The following is a 13,036-nucleotide window of genomic DNA, read 5'->3' as shown; positions in this document are numbered from 1 at the left end:
CAAAGCGGGAGTAGCTCAGTTGGTAGAGCGCAACCTTGCCAAGGTTGAGGTCGAGAGTTCGAGACTCTTCTCCCGCTCCAACGTTTGCGATGAAGTCGAAGCGATAAGCAGTAGTAACAAGTTGTCTTGGAAGTTGAAACGATTTCTGCGATAATGCGTGACTCCAGAATGCGGGAGTAGCTCAGTTGGTAGAGCGCAACCTTGCCAAGGTTGAGGTCGAGAGTTCGAGACTCTTCTCCCGCTCCATTCAGGAGCATCAGTAGTAAAGTTGGCAGTAAAACACTCCGTGCGGGAGTAGCTCAGTTGGTAGAGCGCAACCTTGCCAAGGTTGAGGTCGAGAGTTCGAGACTCTTCTCCCGCTCCATGAAGCGAGTGTCGTTAGCAGGACTCCTAAGCGGGAGTAGCTCAGTTGGTAGAGCGCAACCTTGCCAAGGTTGAGGTCGAGAGTTCGAGACTCTTCTCCCGCTCCAGAATTCAGAGAAGACGTTGCTTCTCATGTTGATTTGGCACCATAACCCGCCAGCTCAGCAGTCTTACCATATACTCTGGCGAGGTAGCAAAGCGGTTATGCAGCGGCCTGCAAAGCCGTCTAGACGGGTTCGACTCCCGTCCTCGCCTCCAGAAAAAACGCGATCCGCCGGCTCTTGCCGGCGTTTTGCATTTCTGCCTCAGTTCAAGATTTCCATCATGAGCACCCGTCGCGACACTACCACCCTCAAGGACGCCTGCGCGCTCACGCTGCGTGTCTGGCGCCAGGCCTGCCCCTTTTTCCTCAGCATCGAGCTCTGGCTGATGGTGCTGGTCGCCGGCGCCACCGTCGGCGGCCTGTTCCTCGCCGTCCTGCACGATGCGCGCAGCCTGCTGGCCTTCGGCTTCGCGCTCGGCTACGTCGCGTTGCGCGCGGTCCTGCACGTCAGGCGCATCCTGAGCTGGCCATTTGTCTGATGGCCAGGCCGGGCCGAAGGGAAGAGCGGCCCGAGGCGGGAAACGAAGCAGCGGACGCCATTCCGGCGCGGGCGATCGCGTCTTCGCTTGATTTTCCTCATCGCACGGCCGGCTCAGCAGTCGTACTATGAAGTCTGGCGAGGTAGCAAAGCGGTCATGCAACGGCCTGCAAAGCCGGTCAGACGTGGTTCGACTCCCGTCCTCGCCTCCAGAACACCAGCACATGTTCAGCACATCGCCGGCAACAGCCGGCGATGTGCTTTTCCGCCTTTCCCGTCATCCAGTTTCCTGAAACCGAACGGCCGAACGTGCGGGCGATTGAAACGCCTCTCCTGCAAGAAGCCGGCAGCGGCCGATGAGGCGACACGGCCCGCATGGGGTAAGATGGCATGTTTCGCACAGTCTCCGCCGCCGGCCGCCGCCTATGGAATTCCGCCAGATTCATTATTTTATTTCCCTGTACGAAGAGGGCACGGTCACCCGCGCCGCGCTGCGGCTGAACATCGTGCAGCCTGCCCTGAGCATGCAGATCAGCAAACTGGAAGAGCACCTCGGCCAGAAGCTTTTCGAGCGCACCAAGCAGGGCATGGTGCCGACCGCCGCCGCGCGCCAGATGTACCGCCTGTTCCTGCCCATCATGCGCGATTTTTCGAATGCCCAGGCGCAGATGCTCAGCAGCGAAGGGGCCATCCGCGGCCATGTGAACATCGGCCTGATCGCTTCGATCACGGAAGGCGTGCTGGTCGACACGCTGAGCGAATTCTCGACCAAGTACCCGGAAGTCGGCGTCTCGGTCAGCGATGGCTATACCAGCACCCTGACCGACTGGGTCGCCGGCGGACGCCTGGACGCGGCCATCGTCAACAAGCCGCGCCGTCCGCTGGCCCTCGATGTCGAGCACATCGTCGACGAAGAGATGGTCCTGATCACGGGGGCGGCTTTCGCGCCCAGCCTGCCGGCCACGCTGACGCTGCGCCAGTTGCCTTCGCTCGGCCTGGCTCTCGTGCTGCCCACCCGTGGCCACGGCCTGCGCAGCAATATCGACAGCTTCGCGGAGGGCGAGAACATCGAACTGACGCCCAAGTTCGAGATCGACTCGCTGGTGGCGACCGTGAAGCTGGTCGAACAGACCCAGGTCGCCACCATCGTGCCGCGCGTCGCCGTGCACCGCCAGCTCGCCAACGGCAGCTTGCGCGCCCATCCGATCGCCTCGCCGCGCCTGGTGCGCCGGGTGGTGAGCGTATCGCACCCGCGCCGGCCGCTGAACCCGGCCACGCGCCTGTTCATTTCCATGCTGGCGGCAAACATGCGCCTGCGCACGCCCGGCGGGCAGCAGGGCGAGGAACAGAAGGCGGAAAGCGAATAAGGAGGGCTGCTCCGGCCGCAGCGGCGGCCGGGAGCAGGCAGGGAACGTTCAGCGCGGCCCTGGCTCAGACCAGCCCGGCGTTCCGATAGATGTGCTTGGTCTCGAGGAAGTCGGCCAGGCCTTCGTAGCCGTGCAGGCGGCCGATGCCGCTGCGCCGGTAGCCGCCCGTTTCCGCCTCGGCGAACAGGCGGTTGTGGTCGTTGATCCAGACCGTGCCGTTGCGCAGGGCGCGCGCCAGGCGCATGCCGCGGTCGCCATCGGCCGTCCAGACGCTGGCCGACAGGCCGAACACCGTGTTGTTGGCGCGCGCCACCGCTTCCTTCTCGTCCTCGAATTTCTCCAGCACCAGGAAGGGGCCGAAGATCTCTTCCTGCGCGAAGAAGGCATTGGCGTCGCCGTGCGCGACCAGGGTCGGGCTCAGGAAGTGGCCGGCAGCCAGCTTGCCGCCGCCGCGCGTGCCGCGCAGCACGACCTCGTCGCACATGTCGAGCGCGCGCTCGACGTCGCTGGCGACCCGGTCCAGCGCCTCGCCATCGATCAGCGGCCCCATCCCCGCGCCCGGGGTGTCGCCGGGCGCCACCACGATGGCCGCCAGGGCCGCCTTCAGGTCGCGCTTCATCTCCTCGTAGCGCGAGGCATGCACCAGCACCCGGCGCGCGGCCGTGCACTGCTGGCCGGAGATGATCGTGGCCGCGGTCGCCAGGCGCTGCGCCACGTTCTGGATATCGGCGTCCGGGAACACCAGGCAGCTCGACTTGCCGCCCAGCTCCAGCGACAGTTTCTTCATGGTCGGCGCGGCGGCCGCCATGATGCGCTGGCCAGTCTGGTTCGAGCCGGTGAAGCTGAGCACGTCGACGTCAGTCGAGGCCACCAGTTCCTGCGCCACCTCGCTGCCGCGTTCCAGCACCAGGTTCAGCACGCCGCGCGGCAGGGACTCGATCGCCGCCAGCTCGCGCAGGACCTCGGCGGTGATCTGCGCGGTCTGGTGGGCCGGCTTGATCACCGTGGTGCAGCCGGCCGCCAGCGCCGGCGCCAGCGAACGGATCAGCAGGACGACCGGCGCATTCCAGGGAATGATCAGGCCGGCCACGCCGGCCGCCTCGCGCAGGGTCGCCGAATAGGCGCCCGGTTCGACTTCCATGAAGTGGCCCGGCATGTGGCGCGCCAGGCCCGCGTAATAGCGGATCTCGGAAATCGCCGCCGCCATCTCGCCGCGCGACTGCGCCAGCACCTTCCCGTTTTCCTGGGTCAGCAGGGCGGCCAGCTCCTGGCGCTTTTCCAGCCGGTCGGCCCAGGCCAGCAGCACCATCTGGCGCAGGCGCGCGTCGTGCGACCAGAGCGAAGTCTCGAAGGCGCGGCGCGCGGCCGCGATCGCCTGCCGCGCGTCTTCCGTGCCGCTGGCGGCATGGCTGCCGATGACGCTGCCGTCGGCCGGATTGCGGCTCTCGCCCGTGGCGCCGCCGGCGGCGCCCTGCCACTGGCCGTCGATGTAGTTGAGTGCGTTCAGCGTGCTCATGCCGGCGTCCCTCAGGTGCCGTTGAAGACCGGGGGGCGCTTGGCGTGGAAGGCCTCGACGCCTTCGCGGAAGTCGTTCGAGGAGCGCAGGCGGCTGTAGCAGTGGCCTTCCAGCTCGATCGCCACCGACAGCGGCGAATCCTCGGTGTCGTTCAACAGCTTCTTGGCGGTGCGCTGGGCCAGCGGCGAGAAGAAGCGCAGCTCGTCGACCAGGCGGTCGGTGGCCGCTTCCAGCTCGGCGTCCGGCACGATCTCGGTGGCCACGCCCCAGTCGTAGGCCTGCTGGCCCGGGATGCGGCGCGAGCGCATCACGATGTCCTTGGTGCGCGTGATGCCGACCATCTTCTGCAGGCGCGCCGAGCCGCCGGAACCCGGGATCTGGCCCAGCTTCTGCTCGGGCAGGGCGTAGAAGGTGGTGTCGGTGACGATGCGGAAGTCGCAGGCCAGCGAGATCTCGAAGCCGACCCCGAAGCAGAAGCCGCGGTTCGCGGCGATCACGGGTTTACTGCAGCGGGTCGGCGCCGCGATGTTCCAGGCCAGCTTCGAGACGTGCTCGGGCGAGGCTTCCAGGAAGCCCCTGATGTCGCCGCCGCTGGAGAAATGCTGGCCTTCGGCGCGCAGCACGATCACGCGCACCCGCTCGTCGGCGTCGAGCGCCTCGAACACCAGGCGCAGCTGCTCGCGCTGGGGCATGGTGATGATGTTGAACTGGCCGTTCGAGAGCACGATGTCGGCGCGCTGGCGCTCGGCGTCGATCTCGACACGGAAGTTGACGAGGTTCTCGAGCAGGCTGTGGGCGGGGTGGTTCAGTTGGGTCATGCTGTTCTCCTGGATGTTATTCAGACGTTATTGCGATGTTATAGCGATGTGATTGCGGGCTTGTCAGATGCTGGTCTGTTCGTCGCCGCCTGTCTTGCTCATGCCTTCCCAGCGGCGCACCAGGCCGTCATGCGGCAGGTCGAACAGGTCGAGCAGGCGGCCGACCGTGTGGTTGACCATGTCGTCGAGCGAGTCCGGGCGCGTGTAGAAGGCCGGCACCGGCGGGAAGATGATGCCGCCCATTTCGGTCACGCTCGTCATGTTGCGCAGGTGGGCCAGGTTCAGCGGCGTCTCGCGCGCCACCAGCACCAGCCGGCGCCGCTCCTTGAGCATGACGTCGGCCGCGCGCGCGACCAGGTTGTCAGCCAGCCCGTGGGCGATGCTGGCCAGGGTCTTCATCGAGCAGGGCGCGACCACCATGCCGGCCGAGCGGAAGGAGCCGCTGGCGATCGTGGCGCCGATGTCCTTGACGTTGTGGACCACGTCGGCCAGCGCCTCGATGTCGCGGCGCCCCATGTCGAGCTCCTGCTGGGCCGTCATCACGCCCGAGCTGGAGATCACCAGGTGCGATTCGCAGGCGCCAGAAGCGCGCAGGGCTTCGAGCAGGCGCACGCCGTAGACGGCGCCGCTGGCGCCGGTGATGGCGACGACCAGGCGCGGCTTGTTCATGTGCGCACCAATGCCTGCTGCCAGTCGATCGCCGCGCCGCGGACGACTTCCTGCTCGAGGTCGACTTCAAGCTCGCCCGGGATGCGCACCTTGGTGAAGACATGGCCGCGATAGGCCACCGGCCTGGTCGCATCCAGTCCCATCTTGGCGCCGATGCCCTGCAGGTGCGGCGGCGGCACCTCGTCGCCATGGCCGACGGTGGTGGACGGGTCGAGCACCGAGCCCTGGGCGCCGGCAATGACGACCAGGTCGCGGTCGGCCTGGAAGCGGGTGGCGACCGCCCACTCGACCTGCTGCGGGTCGTGCACGTCGACGTCCTCGTCGACCACGATCACCTGCTTGATGTCGTAGTGGGCGCCGAAGGCGCCGAGGATGACGTTCTTCGGCTCGCCCTCGCGCTGCTTCCTGAATTTCACGAACAGGTGGTAGCGGCCGACGCCGCCGACCGACAGGTGCACGTCGAGCACGCCGGGGAAGCTGCGCTGCAGGTGGGCCAGCATGGTCGCTTCGCGCGGGATCGAGCCGAGCAGCAGGTGCTCCATCTCGGCCGGCACGATGGTGTGGTAGATCGGGTTGCTGCGGTGGGTGACGGCTTCCACCACGATCACCTCGCGGTTTTCCTGGGCGCTGTAATACTTCGGGAATTCGCCGAAGGGCCCCTCGGGCTCGCGCACCTTCGGCAGCAGCTTGCCCTCGATGACGATCTCGGCATGCGCCGGCACCCGCACCTCGCTGGTCAGGCATCTGGCGACCGGCAGCGGCGCGCCATGCAGGGCGCCGGCGATCTCCAGTTCGTCGTAGTCGATCGGGGTGATCGCCTGCGAGGCCAGCAGGGTCAGCGGGTCGGCGCCGATCACCACCGCCACGTCGAGCGGCTGGTCCTGGGCCTCGGCGGCCTTGTAGAAGGCCAGCAGGTGGCGCGGCAGCATCAGGATCGCCATGCGGTCCTTGCCGTGCACCTGGATGCGGTTGATCGAGACGTTCTGCACGCCGGTGACCGGATTGCGGGCGATGACCAGGCCGGCCGTGATGTAGGGACCGTTGTCGTGCTCGCTGTGGGTCGGGATCGGCAGCAGGGCGTGCAGGTCGATGTCGTTGTGGACGACTTGCTGGCAGGGCGCGCTCCCGGCCTCGACCTCGCGCCAGGGCAGGGGATGGTCGGCGGCGTGGCGGAAGGCCGCCAGCAGGCCGGCCTGCTCGACGCCCATGGCCTCGGCGATCCAGGCGCGGCGCGACACGAAGCCGGACACCACGGGAATCGCGTGGCCGCCTGGCTTCGGGAACCAGGCCGCCTGGCTGCCGTCGAGGCGCTTGGCGATCGCGGCCAGGCGGTGCTCGAGCGGCACGCCCTCGCGGATCACGGCCAGGCGCCCGCTCGCTTCCAGGTGGGCCAGCCACTGGCGCAGGTCGCGCGCCTTGCCGTTCGGGATGGCGTCGGTCGTCATTGGATGCTTTCCTCTTTCTGGTTGCCCGCGTTTTGCTGTTGGTTTTGCTGGCCCTCGCCGGTCGCCGGCAAGACCTCGTATTCGCCGGCCACCAGCTTGCGCCGCAGGATCTTGCCGACCGGGGACTTCGGAATCTCGCGCACGAACACGTATTCGCGCGGGCGCTTGAAGTTCAGCAGGTCCGAATGCTGGCAGTATTCGTTCAGCGCGTCCGGGCTGACCTCGCCGCGCGTCTTCACGAAAGCCACCACCTTCTGGCCCCAGCGTTCGTCGCGCAGGCCGGCCACCGCGACCTCGTCGACCGAGGGGTGCAGGGACAGCACCGACTCGATGTCGACCGGGGAGATGTTCTCGCCGCCGCTGATGATCATGTCGTCCACGCGCCCGGTGACGAAGAGGTCGCCGTCGGCGTCGATGTAGCCGGTGTCGCCGGTGAAGTACCAGCCGCCGCGGATCGATTTCGTATCGGCGTCGGGCCGGTTCCAGTAGCCCTCGAAGGCTTCGTCGCCCTGCAGGTCGCAGATGATCTGGCCTTCCTCGCCCGGCGCGACCCTGCCCTCCGGCGACTCGGCCGAGAGCGGCACCACGCGGATGCGGGTGTTGATGCCGGCGCGCCCGGCGCTGCCGGCCTTGCGCGTGGCGTCCTGGTCGATGGCGAAGGTGTACACCTCGGACGAGCCGTAGTGGTTCACGAAGAGCTCGGGCCGGAAGGTGTCGGTCAGGCGCTTGAGCAGCCCGTCCGGCATCGGCGCGCCGGCGAAGCCCAGCTTGGTCACCGAGGAGATGTCGACCGCCTTGCCGGCGGCGAGCTGCCTTTCGCGCCAGGCCAGCATGTCGTGGTAGAGCGTCGGCACGAGATACAGGTTGGTCACGCGCTCGCGCTCGATGTAGCCGAAGGCGGCGGCGCAGTCGAACTTCGGCACGCAGACGAACAGGCCGTCGATCAGGGCCATCGCCAGCAGCGAGCGCACGCCCATCGTGTGGTACAGCGGCATCACGCCCAGGGTGCGCTCGCCGCGCCGGTAGAGGTTCTGGGCGACGTGGCCGAGGGCCGCCGCGCGTTCGGCGCGGTGGCGGCGCGGCACGCCCTTGGGCTTGCCGGTGGTGCCCGAGGTGTAGAGCATCAGCGAGATGTCTTCGCCGGCGGCCTGCAGGATGGGGCTGGCGGGCGCCTGCTTGACCAGGTCTCCGAAAGCCAGCGTGCCGCCGGCGACGCCGCCGACGGCGATGCGCGGCAGGGCCTGGGCGGCCGGGCTGCCGGCCACGGCGTCGGCGCTGACCGCTTCGAACACCACGGCCTTCGCCTGCGAGTCGGTCGCGCAGTACTCGACTTCCTCGGGCTTGGCGCGCCAGTTCAGCGGGGTGGCGATCACGCCCAGGAACTGGCAGGCCCAGTGCAGGGTCGCCATCTCGATGCGGTTCTGCAGGACGATCAGCAGGTGGTCGCCGCGCCCCAGGCCCAGCGCCGCCAGGCCGGCCGCGGCGCACTGGATGCGCTCGTACCACTCGGTATAGGTGAGGCGCTGCTCGCCGTCGACTACTGCCGGCGCGTGGGGGCTGCGCTCGACGCTTTGCAGGAATGTGCGTCCAAGATCCAGCACGATGTTCTCCTCCTTTTGATTTCGAATGTATTCCGTTATGCGTTCACCAGGCGGCCCGGTTCGGCCGGGCCAGGCTCGGCATGGCCGGCGGTGTCGGGCGCCAGTCCGGCTCCATGGGGGACGCCGCGGCGCTCGGCCGCCGTCTCCAGCACGGCCTTGACGATATTGGTGTAGCCGGTGCAGCGGCACAGGTGGCCCGAGAGCATCTCGCGCACCTCGGCTTCCGTCGGATCCGGCTTGCGGCGCAGGTAGTCGCTGCAGGACATCAGGATGCCGGCGGTGCAGAAGCCGCACTGCAGCGCGTGGTTGCGGCGGAAGGCCTGCTGCAGGTCGGACAGCTCGTCCTGGCCCCGGTTCAGGCCCTCGACGGTGTCGACCTGGCAGCCTTCGGCCTGCACCGCCAGCGTCATGCAGGAGCGTCCCGCGACGCCGTCGATGTTCACGGTGCAGGCGCCGCAGACGCCGTGCTCGCAGCCGACGTGGGTGCCGGTCGCGCCCAGCTCGTGGCGCAGGAAATCCGAGAGCAGGGTGCGCGGCTCGCAGGCGCCGGTGCGGCGCTGGCCGTTCAGGACCAGCTCGATGCGTACGAGGCCGTCTTTTCGGTAGGTCTTCATGGGTTTGCCTTATGAGTTGCCTGTTCGATCGCGGCGCGGCCGAGATGGCGCACCAGTTGCCGCCTGAACCTGGCCGAGGCGTGGTGGTCGTCCTTCGCTCCCAGCTCCCAGGCGAAATCGTTGATGGCGGCGTCGAGGTCGGCGCCGCCGATGCGGCTCCAGCTGCGCACGCGCGGCCGGTCCGAGACCCCGCCGACGGCCAGGCGGATGCTGTCCGGGCCCACCACGGCCGCGACCGCGCAGATCGCGAAGTCGCCGTGGCGCCCCGAGAACTCGTCGAAGGCGTAGCGCAGGCCTCGCCGGGCCAGCGGGTAGCGCACTTCCTCGACCAGCTCGTCGGAGGCGCGCGCCGTCATCAGCATGCCCTGGAAAAAATCCTCGGCCGCGACCACGCGCCGGCCGCGGCGGCTGCGCAGCACCACCTCGCCGCCCAGGGCCAGCAGGGCCAGCGGCAGCTCGGCGCTGGGGTCGGCGTGGGCGACCGAGCCGCAGACGGTGCCGCGGTTGCGGATCTGGAAGTGCGAGATGTGCGGGAAGGCCTGGGCCAGCAGCGGCACCTCCCGGGACAGCGTGGCGCGCCACTCGACGCTGCCCTGGGTCGCGGCGGCGCCGATCGCCAGGTGGCTGTCGGTGGTGCGGACGTAGTTCAGGTCCGGCACGCGCGAGATGTCGATCAGGACGCTGGGCTGGGCCAGGCGCAGGTTCAGCACCGCCATCAGCGACTGGCCGCCGGCCAGGATGCGCGCGTCCTCGCCGGCGTCATGCAGCAGGGCGACCGCTTCCTCGGCGCTGTCGGGACGGGCGTAGTCGAATGCTTGCGGTTTCATCGTTTCACTCCAAACAGGGCCAGCAGGCGCCGCCACAGGCTGCGCCTGGCTACAGGTGCGGCTGCAGGTGCGCCACCGGTGGTGCCCGCAGCGCCGGCTTCCTTGCCGAGCTGCTCGAACAGCTGGTTCAGCACGATCTTCGCCGCGCCCTCGAGCATGCGGCTGCCGACCGCGGCGACCTTGCCCGACACTTGCGCGGCATAGTCGTAGCGCAGCAGGGTGCTTGCGCCTTGCGCCTCCAGCGTGACCAGGCCGCTGCCGCTGGCGCTGCCCACCGAGGACAGGCCGGAGCCCGCCAGGCGCAGGCTGCGCGGCGGATCGAGTTCGGACAGGGCGACCTCGGCGGAATAGCGCGCCTTGATCATGCCCACGCCCACGGTGACGTCGGCGCGGTAGCGGTGTTCGCCGGCCGGCTCCAGGGCATTGCAGCCGGGGATGACCTTGGCCAGGGCCTGCGGGTCGAGCAGCACCCGGAACACGGCCTCCGGCGCGGCGTCGAGCACGACCTCGCCGCGTGCGGCCAGGGCCTTGCCGCCCTTGGCCGGCCTGGCGGCCGCGCCCTGGGCGGCATGGGCGCCCGCAGGCGAGTCGGCGGCCAGCGGCGCATGATCGGACGCTGCCGGCGCCGCCGGCGCGACTTTCGCGTTCTGCGAGGGCGGAGGCTCGTCGAAGCCGATCAATTCCATCACCTTCGAGGGCGTCAGCGGCAATACGATGTCGGCCACGCCGAGCGCGTCGGCCACGGCGTTGCCGATGCAGGGCGGGGTGCTCATGTTGTTGCCTTCGCCCAGGCCCTTGGCGCCCAGCGGCGTGAAGGGAGAAGGCGTTTCCAGGTGGATGATCTGGGGTTCCGGCACTTCGCAGGTGGTCGGCACCAGGTAGTCGGCGAAGGTGCCGGACTGGAAGCTGCCGTCCTCGCCGTAGCGGAATTCTTCCATCAGCGCCGCGCCCAGGCCCTGGGCGAAGGCGCCGCGGATCTGGCCGTCGGCCAGCGCCGGGTTCAGGATCTTGCCGGCGTCGTGGGTCGTGATGTAGCGGTCGATGGTGACGCGGCCGGTGTGGCGGTCGACCTCGACGCCGCAGGCGTCGAACGCGAAGCCGTAGGCGGCCGAGGTGTTCACGCGGTCCTGCTCGTCTGGCGCGCCCAGTTCGGGCGCGGTCCAGAAGGCGGTCTCGCGCAGGCCCGGCTCGACGCCTGCCGGCAGCAGGGCCGGCGCCCAGTGCGGGCTGGCGGCCATGCGCAGGAAGGGCAGCGACCTGCCCGGATCGCCCTGCACGTGCACCTTGCCCTCGGCGAAGACGACCTCGCCTGCGGTGACGCCAAGCTGCGGGGCGGCGATCGCGGCCAGCTTGTCGCGCAGCTTGACGGCGGCCAGGTGGACGGTGCCGGCCACCGCGCCGGCGAAGCGGCTCGAGTAATTGCCGGCGGCGACGGACCAGGCATCCTTTTGCGTATCGAATTCGACGTTCACTGCGACGCCGTCGGGCACGATGCCGAAGACGTCGGCGACGACCTGGGCGCAGACGGTGCGGTGGCCCTGGCCGGCCGGCGCCGAGGCGATCGTGACGTTGATGCCGCCGAGCGGATCGATGGCGACGCTGGCCGAGGCGATCGCGCCGTTCTTCGGCCCGGCCTTGGCGCGCGCCTCCTTCGGCAGCACGGTGGTGATGTAGCCCATGTTCGAGATCGAGGGCTCGACGATGGCGGCGAAGCCGATGCCGTACAGGCGGCCTTCGGCGCGGGCGCGCTCGCGCTTCGCGTACAGCTCGGCCAGGCGGCCTTCGCCCTCGAGCAGTTCCAGCGCGCGCTGGTAGTTGCCCGAGTCGATCAGGGCGCCGGCCGCCGCATGGTAGGGGAAGGCGTCGGCCGGGATGAAGTTGCGGCGGTAGAGTTCGAGCTGGTCGATCTTCAGTTCGACCGCGATGCGCTGCATCAGGCGCTCGAGCGCGAAGTAGACCTGGGGACCGCCGAAGCCGCGCACCAGGCCGGCCGGGGTCTTGTTGGTCAGGACCACGCGGTTGCGCACCGCCAGGTTCGGGATCGCATAGGCGCCGGTCAGGCAGCCGTGCATGCGGTAGAAGGTGGCCGGCTCGGGTGCGCGCAGGTAGCCGCCGCAATCGTCGAACTGGTCGTAGTCCAGCGCCGTGATGCGGCCGTCGGCTTCGACGGCTGCGCGGATGGTCGAGAGGCGGTTGGTGGCCGAGGTCAGGCCGGACAGGTGCTCGAGGCGGTCCTCGACCCACTTGACGGGCGCGCCGGCCTTGCGCGAGGCCAGGCACATCAGCACCGCGTACTGGAACACCGCGTGCTTGACGCCGAAGCTGCCGCCGGAATCGCGGAAGGTGCGGTGGCGCAGCTTGTGGCCGGGCACGCGCAGGGCCAGCGCCATCACGGTATGCAGCGAGAACGGCCCCATGAAGTTGGAGGCCACGTCATAGCCTTCTTCTTCCGACAGCCAGTCGGCCACGACCACCGCGCCCTCGATCGGGGTGCAGGAATTACGCGGGTAGCGCACCGTGAGTTCGACCGTGTGCGCCGCATGCGCGAAGGCCGTTTCCGGGTCGCCGTAGCGGAAGCTGCGGTCGCTGACCACGTTGCTGCCGACGCCTTCGTGCAGCACCGGCGCGTCGGGCAGGATCGCCTCGTCGATCGAGGTCACCGGATCGAGCGGACGATAGTCGACCGTGACCAGGTCGGCCGCATCCTCGGCCAGGTAGCGGTCCTCGGCGATCACCACCGCCACCGGTTCGCCGACGTAGCGCACGCGGTCCACCGCCAGCGCCCACATCTCCATCGGCGCCTTGACGCCGACCACGAAGGGCTTGGACCAGGCCTGGATGTCGCGGCCGGTGAGCACCGCGCGCACGCCGGGGGCGGCTTCGGCGCGGGCGGTGTCGACGCCGTTCACGACGGCGTGGGCGTGGGGCGAGCGCACCACGACCGCCTGCAGGGTGCCCGGCTTGACGCCGACGTCGTCGCCGTACTGGCCGCGGCCCACCAGCAGCGAGGCGTCCTCGATCCGCTGCATCGGGCGGCCGAGGAAGGGCTGCTGCGTCTCTTCGGTGCGGTGGTGAATCTTCATTTCCATGCTCTCAAGCCTCCCTGCGGCGATGCCTTGTTTGCTCGATTTCAGTATAAGGATGGCTACGCATCACGACAAATAATGTTTAATGAAGTTATCCATCAGAAATCGTGATGCTCGGAACCCAGTCCGGTTTGTCGCCCGTGTCCGGT

At 68.6% G+C, this 13,036-nt stretch carries 10 protein-coding genes and 6 tRNA genes; 8 read left to right on the top strand and 8 right to left on the bottom strand.

The features are described from left to right. Positions 1 to 4: 4 nt before the first annotated feature. From ACFOPH_RS09925 to ACFOPH_RS09890, 8 genes are all read left to right on the top strand, one after another. Positions 5 to 80: transfer RNA gene (locus tag ACFOPH_RS09925), tRNA-Gly, on the top strand. A 90-nt stretch (positions 81 to 170) separates the two neighbouring features. After that, positions 171 to 246 (top strand) — tRNA-Gly (locus ACFOPH_RS09920). Positions 247 to 288: 42 nt separating this feature from the next. Further along, a tRNA-Gly gene (locus ACFOPH_RS09915) sits at positions 289 to 364 on the top strand. Between the two features lie 30 nt (positions 365 to 394). After that, positions 395 to 470: transfer RNA gene (locus ACFOPH_RS09910), tRNA-Gly, on the top strand. A gap of 77 nt (positions 471 to 547) precedes the next feature. Further along, a tRNA-Cys gene (locus ACFOPH_RS09905) sits at positions 548 to 621 on the top strand. Positions 622 to 687: 66 nt separating this feature from the next. Next, positions 688 to 945: a hypothetical protein gene (locus ACFOPH_RS09900; protein WP_312549943.1), complete on the top strand. Its 258-nt coding sequence runs from the start codon at positions 688 to 690 to the stop codon at positions 943 to 945. 136 nt (positions 946 to 1,081) lie between these two features. Continuing rightward, positions 1,082 to 1,156, top strand: a tRNA-Cys gene (locus tag ACFOPH_RS09895). Positions 1,157 to 1,369: 213 nt separating this feature from the next. Continuing rightward, complete coding sequence (locus ACFOPH_RS09890; protein ID WP_312549942.1) at positions 1,370 to 2,311, top strand: LysR family transcriptional regulator; 942 nt, start codon at positions 1,370 to 1,372, stop codon at positions 2,309 to 2,311. Between the two features lie 64 nt (positions 2,312 to 2,375). Here ACFOPH_RS09890 and ACFOPH_RS09885 read toward each other — a convergent pair whose 3' ends face one another. The 8 genes from ACFOPH_RS09885 to ACFOPH_RS09850 form a co-directional block, all read right to left on the bottom strand. Beyond that, a complete protein-coding gene (locus ACFOPH_RS09885) occupies positions 2,376 to 3,827 on the bottom strand; it encodes an aldehyde dehydrogenase family protein (RefSeq protein WP_379735015.1) in 1,452 nt (483 codons plus the stop codon). 11 nt (positions 3,828 to 3,838) lie between these two features. Next, on the bottom strand, positions 3,839 to 4,645 hold the full coding sequence (locus tag ACFOPH_RS09880) for an enoyl-CoA hydratase/isomerase family protein (RefSeq protein ID WP_312549940.1): 807 nt from the start codon (positions 4,643 to 4,645) through the stop codon (positions 3,839 to 3,841). Positions 4,646 to 4,708: 63 nt separating this feature from the next. After that, positions 4,709 to 5,314, bottom strand: coding sequence for a UbiX family flavin prenyltransferase (locus ACFOPH_RS09875; protein WP_312549939.1), 606 nt, complete (start codon positions 5,312 to 5,314; stop codon positions 4,709 to 4,711). Beyond that, entirely contained in the window at positions 5,311 to 6,759 is a 1,449-nt protein-coding gene (locus ACFOPH_RS09870) for a UbiD family decarboxylase (protein WP_379735013.1), read from the bottom strand. Before ACFOPH_RS09870 ends, ACFOPH_RS09875 begins: the two co-directional genes overlap by 4 nt. Beyond that, positions 6,756 to 8,360 (bottom strand): AMP-binding protein, encoded by a 1,605-nt coding sequence (locus tag ACFOPH_RS09865; RefSeq protein ID WP_379735011.1) that lies wholly within the window; start codon positions 8,358 to 8,360, stop codon positions 6,756 to 6,758. The genes ACFOPH_RS09870 and ACFOPH_RS09865 overlap by 4 nt, the downstream gene beginning before the upstream one ends. A gap of 35 nt (positions 8,361 to 8,395) precedes the next feature. After that, a complete protein-coding gene (locus tag ACFOPH_RS09860) occupies positions 8,396 to 8,974 on the bottom strand; it encodes a (2Fe-2S)-binding protein (protein WP_379735009.1) in 579 nt (192 codons plus the stop codon). Then, on the bottom strand, positions 8,971 to 9,801 hold the full coding sequence (locus ACFOPH_RS09855) for an FAD binding domain-containing protein (RefSeq protein WP_379735007.1): 831 nt from the start codon (positions 9,799 to 9,801) through the stop codon (positions 8,971 to 8,973). The genes ACFOPH_RS09860 and ACFOPH_RS09855 overlap by 4 nt, the downstream gene beginning before the upstream one ends. After that, complete coding sequence (locus tag ACFOPH_RS09850; RefSeq protein ID WP_379735005.1) at positions 9,798 to 12,890, bottom strand: xanthine dehydrogenase family protein molybdopterin-binding subunit; 3,093 nt, start codon at positions 12,888 to 12,890, stop codon at positions 9,798 to 9,800. Before ACFOPH_RS09850 ends, ACFOPH_RS09855 begins: the two co-directional genes overlap by 4 nt. Positions 12,891 to 13,036 lie beyond the last annotated feature (146 nt).

Source organism: Massilia haematophila (assembly GCF_042647645.1).
Taxonomy (GTDB): domain Bacteria; phylum Pseudomonadota; class Gammaproteobacteria; order Burkholderiales; family Burkholderiaceae_D; genus Telluria; species Telluria haematophila.
This window is presented reverse-complemented; position numbering and strand designations above follow the sequence as displayed.

Coding starts and splice junctions, on each gene's coding strand:
- ACFOPH_RS09875 (WP_312549939.1), bottom strand. CDS start 5,314: ATGAACAAGCCGCGCCTGGTCGTCGCCATCACCGGCGCCAGCGGCGCC.
- ACFOPH_RS09880 (WP_312549940.1), bottom strand. CDS start 4,645: ATGACCCAACTGAACCACCCCGCCCACAGCCTGCTCGAGAACCTCGTC.
- ACFOPH_RS09860 (WP_379735009.1), bottom strand. CDS start 8,974: ATGAAGACCTACCGAAAAGACGGCCTCGTACGCATCGAGCTGGTCCTG.
- ACFOPH_RS09890 (WP_312549942.1), top strand. CDS start 1,370: ATGGAATTCCGCCAGATTCATTATTTTATTTCCCTGTACGAAGAGGGC.
- ACFOPH_RS09855 (WP_379735007.1), bottom strand. CDS start 9,801: ATGAAACCGCAAGCATTCGACTACGCCCGTCCCGACAGCGCCGAGGAA.
- ACFOPH_RS09900 (WP_312549943.1), top strand. CDS start 688: ATGAGCACCCGTCGCGACACTACCACCCTCAAGGACGCCTGCGCGCTC.
- ACFOPH_RS09885 (WP_379735015.1), bottom strand. CDS start 3,827: ATGAGCACGCTGAACGCACTCAACTACATCGACGGCCAGTGGCAGGGC.
- ACFOPH_RS09870 (WP_379735013.1), bottom strand. CDS start 6,759: ATGACGACCGACGCCATCCCGAACGGCAAGGCGCGCGACCTGCGCCAG.
- ACFOPH_RS09850 (WP_379735005.1), bottom strand. CDS start 12,890: ATGGAAATGAAGATTCACCACCGCACCGAAGAGACGCAGCAGCCCTTC.